At 61.1% G+C, this 13,529-nt stretch carries 12 protein-coding genes and 1 tRNA gene; 5 read left to right on the forward strand and 8 right to left on the reverse strand.

What is annotated here, in order from left to right; translation table 11 throughout:
* Nucleotides 1-79 precede the first annotated feature (79 nt).
* Nucleotides 80-156: transfer RNA gene (locus H1204_RS23705), tRNA-Val, on the forward strand.
* A 161-nt stretch (nt 157-317) separates the two neighbouring features.
* Here the strand turns inward: H1204_RS23705 and cyoD are convergent.
* The 5 genes from cyoD to H1204_RS23730 all read right to left on the reverse strand — a co-directional run bounded on the left by cyoD (nt 318) and on the right by H1204_RS23730 (nt 4,872).
* Nucleotides 318-659: a cytochrome o ubiquinol oxidase subunit IV gene (cyoD, locus tag H1204_RS23710; RefSeq protein WP_180731002.1), complete on the reverse strand. Its 342-nt coding sequence runs from the start codon at nt 657-659 to the stop codon at nt 318-320.
* Nucleotides 660-1,274 carry a cytochrome o ubiquinol oxidase subunit III gene (gene cyoC, locus H1204_RS23715; RefSeq protein ID WP_243468647.1) on the reverse strand — a complete coding sequence of 205 codons (615 nt, stop codon included), beginning with the start codon at nt 1,272-1,274 and terminating at the stop codon, nt 660-662.
* Nucleotides 1,274-3,286 carry a cytochrome o ubiquinol oxidase subunit I gene (gene cyoB / locus H1204_RS23720; protein ID WP_180731003.1) on the reverse strand — a complete coding sequence of 671 codons (2,013 nt, stop codon included), beginning with the start codon at nt 3,284-3,286 and terminating at the stop codon, nt 1,274-1,276. The genes cyoC and cyoB overlap by 1 nt, the downstream gene beginning before the upstream one ends.
* Before the next feature lie 3 nt (nt 3,287-3,289).
* The gene (cyoA, locus tag H1204_RS23725; RefSeq protein WP_180731004.1) at nt 3,290-4,189 is read right to left on the reverse strand and encodes a ubiquinol oxidase subunit II; all 900 of its coding nucleotides are present in this window, start codon (nt 4,187-4,189) and stop codon (nt 3,290-3,292) included.
* Nucleotides 4,190-4,482: 293 nt separating this feature from the next.
* Nucleotides 4,483-4,872 carry a DUF3597 domain-containing protein gene (locus H1204_RS23730; RefSeq protein ID WP_180731005.1) on the reverse strand — a complete coding sequence of 130 codons (390 nt, stop codon included), beginning with the start codon at nt 4,870-4,872 and terminating at the stop codon, nt 4,483-4,485.
* A gap of 300 nt (nt 4,873-5,172) precedes the next feature.
* Here H1204_RS23730 and H1204_RS23735 point away from each other — a divergent pair, with 300 nt between their 5' ends.
* From H1204_RS23735 to H1204_RS23745, 3 genes are all read left to right on the forward strand, one after another.
* Entirely contained in the window at nt 5,173-5,673 is a 501-nt protein-coding gene (locus H1204_RS23735) for an OmpA family protein (RefSeq protein ID WP_180731006.1), read from the forward strand.
* A gap of 168 nt (nt 5,674-5,841) precedes the next feature.
* Nucleotides 5,842-6,369, forward strand: a complete 528-nt coding sequence (locus H1204_RS23740) for a septal ring lytic transglycosylase RlpA family protein (protein ID WP_180731007.1) — start codon at nt 5,842-5,844, stop codon at nt 6,367-6,369.
* The gene (locus H1204_RS23745; RefSeq protein ID WP_180731008.1) at nt 6,366-6,758 is read left to right on the forward strand and encodes a hypothetical protein; all 393 of its coding nucleotides are present in this window, start codon (nt 6,366-6,368) and stop codon (nt 6,756-6,758) included. The genes H1204_RS23740 and H1204_RS23745 overlap by 4 nt, the downstream gene beginning before the upstream one ends.
* Nucleotides 6,759-6,780: 22 nt before the next feature.
* Here the strand turns inward: H1204_RS23745 and H1204_RS23750 are convergent, their stop codons facing one another.
* The 3 genes from H1204_RS23750 to ahpC form a co-directional block, all read right to left on the reverse strand.
* Complete coding sequence (locus H1204_RS23750; protein ID WP_243468785.1) at nt 6,781-7,923, reverse strand: branched-chain amino acid ABC transporter substrate-binding protein; 1,143 nt, start codon at nt 7,921-7,923, stop codon at nt 6,781-6,783.
* A gap of 270 nt (nt 7,924-8,193) precedes the next feature.
* Nucleotides 8,194-9,795, reverse strand: coding sequence for an alkyl hydroperoxide reductase subunit F (ahpF, locus tag H1204_RS23755; RefSeq protein WP_180731010.1), 1,602 nt, complete (start codon nt 9,793-9,795; stop codon nt 8,194-8,196).
* Between the two features lie 195 nt (nt 9,796-9,990).
* Nucleotides 9,991-10,554 (reverse strand): alkyl hydroperoxide reductase subunit C, encoded by a 564-nt coding sequence (ahpC, locus tag H1204_RS23760; protein WP_009770498.1) that lies wholly within the window; start codon nt 10,552-10,554, stop codon nt 9,991-9,993.
* Nucleotides 10,555-10,785: 231 nt separating this feature from the next.
* Between ahpC and H1204_RS23765 the strand changes: the two genes are divergently transcribed.
* The gene (locus tag H1204_RS23765) at nt 10,786-13,173 is read left to right on the forward strand and encodes a DNA polymerase II (RefSeq protein ID WP_180731011.1); all 2,388 of its coding nucleotides are present in this window, start codon (nt 10,786-10,788) and stop codon (nt 13,171-13,173) included.
* The last annotated feature ends 356 nt before the right edge of the window (nt 13,174-13,529 follow it).

Below are 13,529 nucleotides of genomic sequence, written 5' to 3' on the forward strand. Positions count from 1 at the left end.
AGATTCCGTCATCGACAACAAAATCGCCCCGAGCACTTGCGCGATCGAAAGTGTGTCTCTATAATTCGCGCTCTTCGCTAGGCTCGTAGCTCAGCTGGTTAGAGCACCACCTTGACATGGTGGGGGTCGTTGGTTCGAGTCCAATCGAGCCTACCAACGAATATACGCAGTAAATGGAAGCGGCAAGCATCGTATGCTTGCCGCTTTTTTTTTGCGTTCCGCGTCGACGAAAAAAAGCCGAAGGACATATCTGTCCTTCGGCTTCGTTCACCGGGCATCGCGCTGACGCGCCATGCCCGGATGCATGTGCAACGGCTTCAGCGCGACATCATGTTCATGCTGACGTTGTGCATCACCCACACCGTCCCGAACACCAGGAACATCGCGGCCAGCACCGTGTAGGCGAGCGCAAGTGTGTTCCAGCGCTGCCCGGACGTCGACACGCTCATGTGCAGGAAGAACACCAGGTGTACGACGATCTGCACGACAGCGAGCGCGGCCAGCGCGAATGGCGCCGATGCAGCCGGCAGCCAGCCTTCCAGCACGATGCCGAACGCCGCAGCCGTCAACACCACGGCCAGCACGAAGCCAACCACATATCCGCCGATACCGCCGTGCCCCGCTTCGCCATGAAGCGCATGGGAATTCGAGTGAGCCATTTAGATCGCGCTCCCGAGATAGACAAAAGTGAACACGCAAATCCACACGACATCGAGGAAGTGCCAGAAAAGACTCAGGCACGTCAGCCGCGTGATTTCACGCTGCGTCAGTTGCGGCGCGCGCGCCACCTGCACGGCGAGCACGGCCATCCAGATCAGCCCCGTCGCGACGTGCAGGCCGTGCGTACCGACCAGCACGAAGAACGACGACAGGAACGCGCTGCGCGACGGACCTGCGCCTTGCGCGAGCAGATGCGAAAACTCGCCCAGTTCGAGCTTCAGGAACACAAGGCCAAGCACGAACGTAACGGCCAGCCAGCCGAGCACGGCACGCGTGTTCTGCCCGCGCGCGGCGACCATCGCGAAGCCGTACGTGATGCTGCTAAACAGCAGCGCAGCCGTTTCGACAGCGACGCCGGGAAGGTCGAACAGGTCCTTCCCCGTCGGCCCGGCGTTGAACTGATGCGCCATCACGGCGAACACCGCGAATAGCGACGCGAACAGCACGCAGTCGGTCATCAGGTACAGCCAGAAGCCGAACACCGAATGCGATTCGCCATGATGGCCGTGACCATCGATCCCGTTCAGGGTTGCGGTATGGACTTTTTGCAGCATCACTCGACCTCCGCGAGCACCGGCGACACTTCCACATGCTTCGGAAGCGGCGTGCGGCCTTTGTTTTCGATTGCCCGCACGACGTCGGACGGGATGAAGTAGCCGTCGTCGCGACCGAAGCTGCGGCCGATCACGGTCACGGCAATCGCCAGCAGCGAGACGATCGCGAGCCACCAGATGTGCCACACGGCAGCGAAACCGAACGCTAGGCTGAACACGCCGATGAAGAAACCCGCACTCGTGTTCGACGGCATGTGGATGTCCTGATACGCCGCCTGGATGCCAAGCCCCCTGCCCGTTTCCTTCATGTGCGCGAACGCATCCAGTTCCTCGACGACGGGAATCGTCGCGAAGTTATAGACGGGCGGCGGCGACGAGATCGACCATTCGAGCGTACGGCCGCCCCACGGATCGCCCGTGACGTCGCGATACGCCGGCTTGTTGCGATTGATGATGCTGACCACCACCTGCGCGACCTGGAACACGACGCCGACCGCGATCAGCGCGACGCCGCATGCTGCGACGATCATGTACGGCTGCCAGGCGGGGTTGTCGTAGTGATTCAGACGGCGCGTCGCGCCCATGAAACCGAGCACGTACAGCGGCGTGAACGCAACAAAGAAACCAACGAACCAGCACCAGAACGCGCTCTTGCCGAGCTTGTCGTTGAGCTTGAAGCCGAACACCTTCGGGAACCAGTAGCTGAACCCGGCCAGATAGCCGAACACCACGCCACCGATAATCGTGTTGTGGAAGTGCGCGACGAGGAACAGCGAGTTATGCAGCACGAAGTCCGCGCCCGGGATCGCGAGCATCACGCCCGTCATCCCGCCGATCGTGAACGTGACCATGAAGCCGATTGTCCACAGCACGGGCGCCGTGAATTCGAGGCGGCCTCGATACATCGTGAACAGCCAGTTGAAAATTTTCACGCCCGTCGGAATGGCGATGATCATCGTCGCGATGCCGAAGAACGCGTTGACGTCGGCGCCCGAGCCCATCGTGAAGAAGTGGTGCGCCCACACGAGGAACGCCAGCACCATGATCGCGCACGACGCGTAGACCATCGTCTTGTAGCCGAACAGCGGCTTCTTCGCGAACGTCGAGATCACTTCCGAGTAGATGCCGAACGCGGGCAGAACCAGGATGTAGACCTCCGGGTGTCCCCAGGCCCAGATCAGGTTCAGATACAGCATGGCGTTGCCGCCGGCTTCGTTCGTGAAGAAATGCATGTCCGCGTAGCGGTCGAGGCCGAGCAGCGCGAGCGCCACCGTCAGGATCGGGAACGTCGCCATGATCAGCACGTTCGAGCACAGCGCCGTCCACGTGAACACAGGCATCTTCATCAGCGTCATGCCGGGCGCGCGCATCTTGATGATCGTCACGAAGAAGTTGATCGCCGTGATCAGCGTGCCGACGCCTGAGAGTTCCAGTGCCCAGATGTAGTAATCGACACCCACGCCCGGGCTGAACTGCAACTCCGACAGCGGCGGATACGCAAGCCAGCCGACCTGCGCGAACTCGCCGATCACCAGCGAAATGTTCATCAGGATCGCACTGATCGCCGTCATCCAGAAGCTCAATGAGTTCAGGAACGGGAACGCGACGTCGCGCGCGCCGATCTGCAACGGCACGACGATATTGAAGAGCCCCACCATCAGCGCCATCGCCATGAAGAAGATCATGATGACGCCGTGCGCGGTGAAGATCTGGTCGTAGTGATGCGGCGGCAGATAGCCGGCAGCGCCGCCGCTCGCGAGCGCGAGTTGCAGTCGCATCATTACGGCGTCGGCGAAACCGCGCAGCAGCATCAGCACGGCGACGACGATATACATCACGCCGATGCGCTTGTGATCGACGGACGTGAGCCATTCCGTCCACAGCCAGCGCCATTTTTTCAGGTGCGTCACGAGCACGACGACGGCCAGCACGATCAGCCCCATCAGGGCGGCCGCGCCCATGATGATCGGCTGATCGAACGGAATCGCCTCTAAAGTCAGATTGCCGAACATGGGTTACTCCTTCGCAGTATTCGTGATGCAGTTGGCGTCACGGAAATCGACGACATGCCCGCTGTTGTATTTCGCGATGACGTTGCGGAACAGCTTCGGGTCGACCGCGGAGAAATAGCGCACCGGGTTTTTCTCGCTCGGTTTCGCGACCGCGTAGTAGCCGTCCATATCGAGCCGTTCCGGCGACGCCTTCACCTTCTGCACCCAGGCGTTGAAATCCGCGGCGCTCACGGCGAGCGTGCGGAACTTCATGTCCGAGAAACCCTTGCCGCTGAAATTCGCCGACACGCCCGCGTAGTCGCCCGGTTCATCCGCGATCAGATGCACGCGCGTCTGCATGCCCGCCATCGCGTAGACCTGCGTGCCGAGTTGCGGGATGAAGAACGAGTTCATCACCGAGTCCGACGTGATGTGGAAGTTGACGGGCGTGCCGACGGGCATCGCCAGCTGGTTCACCGACGCAATGCCGAGATCGGGATAGATGAACAGCCACTTCCAGTCCAGCGCGACGACTTCGACGTCGATCGGCTTCACGTTCGATTCGAGCGGCTTGTACGGATCGAGCTCGTGCGTGGTTCGCCACGTCAGGATGCCGAGGAACAGGATGATCAGCGCGGGGATCGTCCACACGACCACTTCGATTGCCGTGGAGTGCGCCCACTTCGGCGCGTAGACCGCGCTTTTGTTCGACGCGCGGTAGCGCCACGCAAAAAACAACGTCAACAGAATGACGGGCACGACGACCAGCAGCATCGTCCACGTCGCTGTCGCGATCAGCGACTTCTCGGCGACGCCGACGCTGCCCTTTGGGTCGAGCACTTCAAGTTGACATCCCGTGAGAAACGCGGTCAGACCGATGCTGACCGGTAAGAGGCAAGCTCTTAAGGTTTTTCTGGCTAACATGTTTGCCCAATAATCGTTGAACCACGCTGAACACGTGTGGGGTTTGCAAGGCAAAGCGCACAAGGTCCTATGTGCCCGGCGATTCTATGGACGCGTTGCGTTCGAAGTCCTGATCCGCGTCAAGGACACGACGCTAAGGTGTGTGATGGATGTGCGACCGGATGTCACACGGTCGGAGCGCGGCGGGCGCGTCTGATTTTTCTTGTGCCGCCCCGTTCGCGTTTGATGCACGGCGAGGGTAGGGAGAAACCGCCCGAACATCGAATGGATGTGGGCGGCTGCGTGAGCGACGGTTAGTTCGTCAGACCTTCGGGCAGCTTGCCGCCATTCGCGGCGAGCGCCGTCATCAGCTGCTTGTGCAGCCAGATGTTCATCGACGCCGAATCGTTCGTGTCACCGCTGTACTTCAGTTCGCCCGCCAACTGCTTGCGGTGCTCGAGACTGCTGTCGACGTCGAGCAGCTTCATCAGATCGACGATCGAACGACGCCAGTCGAGCTTTTGCGGGTTCGCCGCGGCCAGCTGGTCCATCACGGCCGCGACATCGATGTCCGCGAGCGCCGTCGAGACAGGTGCACCAGCCGACGCGTCCGCAGGCGCCGGCGCGATGGGTTCGGCGGGCAGCGCCTCCGCCGGCTTGGCCTTGCCAAAAATCTTGCTGACGACGGTTCCAAAGATGCTCATGGTGTGGGCTCTTCCTTTTCAAGTGGATAACGAGAGACTGCGCAACGGCATCCGCCTTCCGTTTGTCTGGACTCGCGGCGACGCTGCTTGCGACTAACGCCATTTGATCCGAACTGTTGACCTTTGCGTGCGGTCGGCCGCAAGTTTCACGTTTGTTCGCACTTCGGTGCGTCCACGCGACACCTTCGTGTCAAATTTTGAAAAACTTTGCATGCCTTATCAAACTTTCTCCTGGTTTGATGAAAAATCCTGGCCTGACGCGAATTTCCTTCCCTTCTCTCCCACAACGCCATCACAACCATGAAAAAACTGTTGACCATCGCAGCCTGCGCCCTTTCCCTGTCGATGTTCGCCGCGTGCAGCGGCCTCGATCGCAGCAAAGAAGAAGCGCTGAACCAGCAAGCCGGTATCGAAGTCACGCAGACCAGGGAAGGCGTGCAGGTTCGCCTGCCTGAGAAGGTCCTGTTCAACTTCAACGAATCGAGCTTGCGTCCTGACGCAGGCTCTGCGATTGCCCGCGTGGTCGTCGTACTGAGCCGCACGCAAAAGCCGATAATCGTCGAAGGCCATACGGATAACGTTGGCACGCGCGAGTACAACCAGCAGTTGTCCGAAGCGCGCGCGAAGTCGGTCGCGGATGAACTCGAACGCCGAGGCATCAGCGCGTCGCGCATCACGCTGGTCGGCTACGCGTTCGATCGCCCCGTGGCGGACAACGACACGCCCGATGGCCGCGCACGAAACCGGCGTACGGAGATCGTCGTGAAGGGCGAATCCCTCGAAGCGGTGATGGGCAAGTAACCGTTCGCCGTGCACAGTCAGGCGCCGTTCGGTGGCGCCTGACTGTCGCCCGATCGGCTTCGCGAGCGCGTAAAGATTTGTCAAAACATCACAGCAACTGTCGCATGCCGTCAACGCGAAAATATTGAGACCGTTAGACCCGCTTCTCTTGCTGATTCGTGGTCTGTGATGTCAACCGTTCGTCTTTTTGGATTACTAGGAATTTTCGGATTATTTGCCGGTTGCGCGCAGATCCCGTCCGAGCATCAGGCGGCGAGCACGACAGGAATCGTGTCGACGCCGATCACGCCTGCCAACCCGGATAGCGTCTCAAATGACGCGAAGATTCAATCTGAAGTCATCGCACTCCAGCCGGCCGGCGCCGCGCTGCAAATGGGCCACGCGTCATGGTATGCGCGCAAGATCGAGGGACGCCGCACTGCAAACGGAGAACGCTACAACGGTCACGCGTTGACGGCTGCCCATCGCACGCTGCCGTTCGGCACTTATGTGCGCGTGACGTCGCTGTCCACTACGAGGTCAGTGGTGGTTCGCATCAACGATCGCGGCCCGTTCGTCCGGGGACGCATCATCGATTTGTCTTATGCGGCGGCAAGTGCACTCGGCCTGACTCGAGCGTCGTCGATGGACGTGCGGATTGAGCGCGTCGAAGAGCAAGCAGACACTCGAACGGCATCCGGTGGATCAGAATCTTGAACCGCAAGACGGTGATATCTCACGCACATGCGGCGAAACGGAAGACAATCAGCGTAGTAGCGCGGCATGTCGCATTTGCGGCGTGCATCGTCGCGTGGTGTGCTTCCGATGCGCTCGCTGCACGCCGTAAGCCCGAAGCACTCGTAGCAGATAGCGCGGCGCGCAGCCCGGCGACGCAGGCCCTCAAAAAGCCCAAAGCAGGCAAGAAGCTCGTAAAGGCTTCACGCAAAACCCACCGTAAAGCCAAAGCGGCTCGTCGCCCAGACGTGTTTTACCGCTGGTCGGACGAACAGCTGATGTTGGGCGGCGTCAGCCCTTCGCAAATCGGCAAGCGCGACGGGGACGCATACGGTAAGCAGACAAGCAAAGGCGCAGCCTCTTCAAAATAGAAGCCACGCCCGACACCCAGTATTAAATAGACCCGCCGCTGTACCGCACGACATCGAGCAGCGTCTTCTTTTTGTCCTGATAGTGATACAGGGTGATCGCGCCTTCCTTCATGTCGCCGTGGGCGTCGAAGGCGATATGTCCGATCACGCCGTTGTAGTCGGACATGGGCATCGCGGCGAGCACCTTCGCGGCGTCTGTGGTGTTGGCACGCTTCATTGCATCGACGACAACGTACACGGCGTCGTAGGCGAACGGAGCATTGAAGAGAATCGGACCGTTGAAACGCGCCTCGAAGCGCTTTTCGAACTCGGCGCCCTGCGGCATGCGCGATACCGCAAGGCTTGCTTCGGAACAAACGAGATTGTTGACAGCGTCGCCTGCAAGCGCCGCTACTTTTTCCGTGCACGCGCCGTCGCCGCTCAGAACTTTCGCAGTCAAGCCAAGCGCCGCCGCCTGACGAATGAACGGACCGACCGTCGAATCCATCCCGCCGAACATGATGACATCCGGACGCGCGCTCTTGATGGTGGTGAGAATGGCGCGGAAGTCGGTGGACTTGTCGGTCGTGGCCTCGCGCGCGACGATGCGCCCGCCACCCGTCTGCGCCGCCTTCGCGAACTCGTCGGCGAGGCCTTTGCCGTAGGCCGTTGCGTCGTCGACGACGGCAATGGTCTTCGCGTTCAACGACTTCAGCGCGTAATCGCCGAGCGCGGGGCCTTGCTGCGCATCCGTCGCGACCACGCGATACGCACTCTTATAGCCCTGCTTCGTGTAGTCGGGATTGGTCGACGACGGCGAAATCTCCGCGATGTTCGCGTCGTTATAGATGCGCGACGCGGGAATCGACACGCCCGAGTTCAGGTGGCCGATCACCGCGACCACATGCTCGTCGACGAACTTCTGCGCGATCTGCGTGCCCGTCTTCGGATCGGCCGCGTCGTCTTCGCCGTCGAGTTCGAGACGCACCTTCTGCCCTGCGATCACGAGTCCCGTGTTGTTGACTTCCTCGACGGCGAGCCGCGCGCCGTTCTCGTTGTCCTTGCCGAGATGGCTGCTGCCGCCCGTGAGCGGCCCCGCGTGGCCGATCGTCACCACCTGCTCGGCTGCACTGTCGTTGCCTTGCGCGGCCTCGTGCGATGGCGGCTCCTTCTTGTCGCAACCCATCAGCGTCAAGCTGGCCAGCGAGATGCCGACCGCTGTCAGTTTTACCAGATTGTTCACAGCTTTCTCCTCCATGATTGTTTGTATTTTCAATCTACCGCCGTTCGATTCGCATTCCGAATGGATGCTCAAAAACGGTAGCACAGGGGAAAAGCCGGGACTGCAAAGATTGGGCAAGCAGACAGCTCAAGAACTGACGGGAGGCTGCACAACGACAAACGGGCTAGCCGAAGCTAGCCCGTTTGCTTTTACAGCGAACACAAAACCCGTCGATCAGGCCTCAGCCAGTTCCGCTGCCTGCGCATCTTCAAGATCTTCAAGATCTTCAACGCTCGTACGGATCAGATGATCGAACGCGGCCAGCGATGCCTTCGCGCCCTCGCCCACGGCGATCACGATCTGCTTGAACGGCACCGTCGTCACGTCGCCGGCGGCGAAAACGCCAGGCACCGACGTCGCGCCCTTCGCGTCGACGACAATCTCGCCGTGTTTCGACAGCTCGACCGTGCCCTTCAGCCATTCGGTGTTCGGCACCAGACCGATCTGCACGAACACGCCTTCCAGTTCGACATGCTTCGACTCGCCCGACGCACGGTCCGTGTAGGTCAGACCGTTGACCTTCTTGCCGTCGCCCGTGATTTCCGTCGTCTGTGCCTGCGTGATGACCGTCACGTTCGCGAGGCTGCGCAGCTTGCGTTGCAGCACTTCATCAGCGCGCAGCGTCGCGCCGAATTCGATCAGCGTCACGTGGCTAACGAGACCCGCCAGATCGATCGCCGCTTCGACGCCCGAGTTACCACCACCGACCACCGCGACGCGCTTGCCCTTGAACAGTGGACCATCGCAGTGCGGGCAATACGCGACACCATGATTGCGGTACTCGCGCTCGCCCGGCACGTTGATCTCGCGCCAACGCGCGCCCGTCGCCAGAACGATCGTCTTTGCCTTCAGCACCGCGCCGCTCGCGAGGCGCACTTCGTTGATCTTGCCGGGAATCAGCGCTTCGGCGCGCTGCACGTCCATCACATCGACTTCGTAGCTCTTCACGTGCTGCTCGAGCGCCGTGGCGAACTTCGGCCCTTCCGTTTCCTGCACCGACACGAAGTTTTCGATCGCGAGTGTGTCCAGCACCTGGCCGCCGAAGCGTTCCGCGACGACGCCCGTCGCAATGCCCTTACGCGCCGCGTAGATCGCAGCCGCCGCGCCAGCAGGACCGCCGCCGACGATCAGCACGTCGAACACCGGCTTCTTCTCCAGTTCTTTCGCGGCACGCGCGCCGGCATTGGTGTCGAGCTTCGCGAGGATTTCCTTCACGCCGCTGCGGCCCTGGCCGAACACTTCGCCGTTCAGGAACATCGTCGGCACGGCCATGATCTGGCGCGACTCGACTTCGTTCTGGAACAGCGCGCCGTCGATCGCCACGTGCTGGATGCGCGGGTTGATCAGCGCCATGATGTTGAGCGCCTGCACGACTTCCGGGCAGTTCTGGCACGACAGCGAGAAATACGTCTCGAACGCGAAGTCGCCGTCGAGTTCGCGGATCTGCTGGATCACGGCGTCGTCGAGCTTGATGGGGTGGCCGCCCGTTTGCAGCAGCGCCAGCACCAGCGACGTGAACTCATGACCCATCGGAATGCCGGCGAAGCGGATGCCTGCCGCCTTGCCCGGCTCGCCGATCGAAAATGACGGCTTGCGCTCGTCGTCGCCGCGGCGCTCGATCACGCTGACGCGCTCCGACAGCGTGGCGATGTCGTTCAGCAGCGCGAGCATTTCCTGCGACTTCGCGCTGTCGTCGACGGAGGCGACGATCTCGATGGGACGGCCGACTTTCTCGAGGTAGGCTTTGAGTTGGGTCTTCAGATTCGCGTCGAGCATGGTTTTTCGAGTCCGTGGCGAGATGGGAATGAGAGGTTCGATTCGCGCCAATGCGTTACGGCGAACGCGACGCGTAAGGCAGTTCGCAAGGCTTGTGACCTTGCGGACTGCCTCACAACGGCGCCCCGCGAGGCGGCGCCGCTCAAGGCAGGGGTTACAGCGGATAGCGTGTGGCTTCTAGCGAGCCGGTAAAACTTAGATCTTGCCGATCAGGTCCAGCGACGGCGTCAGCGTTTCAGCGCCCGGCGTCCACTTGGCGGGGCAAACTTCACCCGGGTGTGCCGCGATGTATTGCGCAGCCTGCACCTTGCGCAGCAGTTCGCCAGCGTCACGGCCGATGCCGTTGTCGTGGATTTCGCACAGCTTGATCTCGCCTTCCGGGTTGATCACGAACGTGCCACGCAGCGCCAGGCCTTCTTCTTCGATCAGAACGTCGAAGTTGCGCGAGATGGCCAGCGTCGGGTCAGCGATCATCGGGTACTTGATCTTTTGGATCGTGTCCGACGTGTCGTGCCATGCCTTGTGCGTGAAGTGCGTATCCGTCGACACGCTGTAGATTTCGACGCCGATTTTCTTGAATTCTGCGTAACGGTCGGCCAGATCGCCCAATTCGGTCGGGCACACGAACGTGAAGTCGGCCGGGTAGAACACGACGACGGACCACTTGCCCTTCAGGCTTTCGTCGGTGACGGTCACGAAATCGCCATTGTGGTATGCGGTTGCCTTGAACGGTTTGACCTGGCTGTTGATGATCGGCATCTGATGCGTCCTCTTCGGTTGAGTGGGTTTGGGTACTGCGATGGAATGGATTATGAAGAAGTCGCAGAATTTGATAAATTTGATTGTTGCGATGCACCCTATTTAAATTTCCTATCGACAAGCCCAAACCCTTGCCCGACAAGGGAAAGCGCCCCGGGCGCGCCGTTTCGGGCACGCGTAGAATTGCCGAAAAAAGTGTCGGCGGCGAGCGTTTTCAGCAGAGGTTTTCGTTTGAGTGAGCTTCAACAGGGGTTTCTTCTCACCCGTCATTGGCGCGATACGGCCGCCGGAACGGAGGTCGAGTTCTGGCTCGCGACCAACGACGGTCCGCGCCACATCCGCCTGCGCCCGCAGCCGAACGTCGCGTTCATCCCCGCCGCGCATCGCGAGCGCGCGGAAGACGTGCTGCACCGGGAGAAGAACGCCCAGTCGCGCGGTGTCGAACTGCGCCCGCTCGATTTGTGCGACTTCCAGCATCGGCCGGTGCTGGGGCTGTATTGCCCCCAGTACCGGCAGCTGACCGGGATCGAAAAGCGTCTGAAACAGGGTGGCGTCGACGTCTACGAAGCCGACGTGTTCCCGCCCGAACGCTACATGATGGAGCGTTTCATCACTGCGCCCGTGCTGTTCGGTGGCGAGGCGAATCCCGCCGGTCATGGCCCGCTGATGAACGCCGACATGAAGCCCGCGAGCGGCTATCGTCCGAAGCTCAAGCTGGTATCGCTCGATATCGAAACCAGCGCGCACGCCGAGTTGTACTCGATCGCGCTGGAAGGCTGCGGGCAGCGTCAGGTGTACATGCTCGGACCGCAGAACGGCGACGCGACGGACCTCGACTTCGCGCTGGAGTATTGCGACACCCGGGCGCAACTGATCGAGCGGCTGATCGGATGGCTGGAGACGCACGATCCCGACGCGATCATCGGCTGGAATGTCGTGCAGTTCGATCTGAAAGTGCTACATGAAACCGCGCAGAAGTGCGGCGTGCCACTGCGCATCGGGCGCGGCGGCGCGGTGATGGAATGGCGCGAGCATGGCCTGAAGCAGAACCATTTCTTTGCGGGCGCGGCGGGGAGGCTGATCATCGACGGCATCGAGGCGTTGCGCTCGGCCACATGGAGCTTTCCGTCGTTCAGCCTCGAATACGTCGCGCAGGCGGTGCTGGGCGAAGGCAAGTCGATCGACAACCCGTATCAGCGGATGGACGAGATCCAGCGCCGCTTCGACGAAGACAAGCCCGCGCTCGCCCGCTACAACCTGAAAGACTGCGAACTCGTCACGCGAGTCTTCGGCAAGACGGACCTGCTGTCGTTCCTGCTCGAACGCGCGACCGTCACGGGACTGCCTGCCGACCGCAGCGGCGGGTCAGTGGCGGCGTTCACGCATCTATACATGCCGCGCATGCACCGGCTCGGCTACGTCGCGCCGAATCTCGGCGACGTTGCGGGCGCGGCCAGCCCTGGCGGCTTCGTGATGGACTCGAAGCCGGGCCTCTACGATTCCGTGCTGGTGCTCGACTACAAGAGCCTGTATCCGTCGATCATCCGCACGTTTCTGATCGATCCCGTGGGGCTGGTCGACGGCGTGCGTCACCCCGACGATGAGCATTCCGTGCCCGGCTTCCTCGGCGCGCGGTTTTCGCGGGCACACCACTGCCTGCCATCGATCGTCGCGCAGGTGTGGGAAGGACGCGAAGCCGCGAAGCGCGAGCAGAACAAGCCGTTGTCGCAGGCGCTGAAAATCATCATGAACGCGTTCTACGGCGTGCTCGGCTCGACAGGCTGCCGGTTCTTCGATCCGCGCCTTGCATCGTCGATCACGATGCGCGGCCACGAGATCATGCACCGCACGCGTGAGCTGATCGAAGCGCGCGGGTACGCGGTGATTTACGGCGACACCGATTCGACTTTTGTGTGGCTGCGCCGCGCGCATGACGAGGAAGACGCGGCGCGCATCGGACGAGAGCTGGTTAGCGGAATCAATGCGTGGTGGCGTGAGCATTTGCGCGAGCGCTTCGGGCTGGAGAGCGCGCTGGAGTTGCAGTTCGAGCGGCATTACAAGCGCTTTTTCATGCCGACCGTGCGCGGCGCGGAGGAAGGCAGCAAGAAGCGCTACGCGGGATTGACCGTGCTTGCCGATGGAAGCGAAGACGTCGTCTACAAGGGTCTCGAAACGGTGCGCACCGATTGGACACCGCTAGCGCAGCGCTTTCAGCAGGAACTGTATCTGCGCATTTTCAAACAGCAGCCGTATCGGGATTATGTGCGCGATTATGTGCGGCGCACGCTGGCGGGCGAGTTCGATGATCTGCTCGTGTATCGCAAGCGGCTGCGTCGGCCGCTGTCCGAGTATGAGCGCAATGTGCCGCCGCATGTGCGTGCCGCACGTTCCGCCGATGAGTTCAACCGGCAGCGCGGTCGGCCGCTTCAATATCAGAATGGCGGATGGATCAGTTATGTGATGACTGGCAGCGGGCCTGAGCCGCTCGAAACGCTGCGCTCGGAAATCGACTACGAGCATTATCTGACGCGGCAGCTTCAGCCTGTAGCGGATGCGATTTTGCCTTTGCTCAAGGATGATTTTGCTACGTTGGCTTCGGGGCAGAAGCAGTTGTTTTGAGGGGTTTTTTCTGTCTGCGACGCTGGGTGGGTTTTTGATTCTGCTTTGGTATCCGTGAGGCGATGTTTTTTTTGCGGCGCAAGCCGGTTTGGTTTATTTGCCTCGGCGCTGGCATCCGCGGTTGCGTTTTCTCGGCGCGGGTGCGTTGGGTGTGCTGGTCTTTTCGCTGGCATCCGCGATGCGCTAGCTTACTTCAAGCGTCGCCCCGCACAGGGGGCAACGCCTGAAGCACGAAGGCAAAGCGCGGATGCCAGCGCGAAGGCAAAAAAACCGAACTGCGACGCATAAAGCACAAAGGCATAACGCGGATGCCAGCGAAAAAGCCCCCCGGCGTCGCAGACAAAACCAAAACCAAA

The sequence above is a fragment of the Paraburkholderia sp. PGU19 genome (assembly GCF_013426915.1).
Lineage (GTDB): Bacteria > Pseudomonadota > Gammaproteobacteria > Burkholderiales > Burkholderiaceae > Paraburkholderia.

Coding starts and splice junctions, on each gene's coding strand:
- H1204_RS23735 (WP_180731006.1), top strand. CDS start 5,173: ATGAAAAAACTGTTGACCATCGCAGCCTGCGCCCTTTCCCTGTCGATG.
- H1204_RS23740 (WP_180731007.1), top strand. CDS start 5,842: ATGTCAACCGTTCGTCTTTTTGGATTACTAGGAATTTTCGGATTATTT.
- ahpF (WP_180731010.1), bottom strand. CDS start 9,795: ATGCTCGACGCGAATCTGAAGACCCAACTCAAAGCCTACCTCGAGAAA.
- cyoC (WP_243468647.1), bottom strand. CDS start 1,274: ATGCTGCAAAAAGTCCATACCGCAACCCTGAACGGGATCGATGGTCAC.
- cyoB (WP_180731003.1), bottom strand. CDS start 3,286: ATGTTCGGCAATCTGACTTTAGAGGCGATTCCGTTCGATCAGCCGATC.
- cyoA (WP_180731004.1), bottom strand. CDS start 4,189: ATGTTAGCCAGAAAAACCTTAAGAGCTTGCCTCTTACCGGTCAGCATC.
- ahpC (WP_009770498.1), bottom strand. CDS start 10,554: ATGCCGATCATCAACAGCCAGGTCAAACCGTTCAAGGCAACCGCATAC.
- cyoD (WP_180731002.1), bottom strand. CDS start 659: ATGGCTCACTCGAATTCCCATGCGCTTCATGGCGAAGCGGGGCACGGC.
- H1204_RS23750 (WP_243468785.1), bottom strand. CDS start 7,923: ATGGGTTGCGACAAGAAGGAGCCGCCATCGCACGAGGCCGCGCAAGGC.
- H1204_RS23730 (WP_180731005.1), bottom strand. CDS start 4,872: ATGAGCATCTTTGGAACCGTCGTCAGCAAGATTTTTGGCAAGGCCAAG.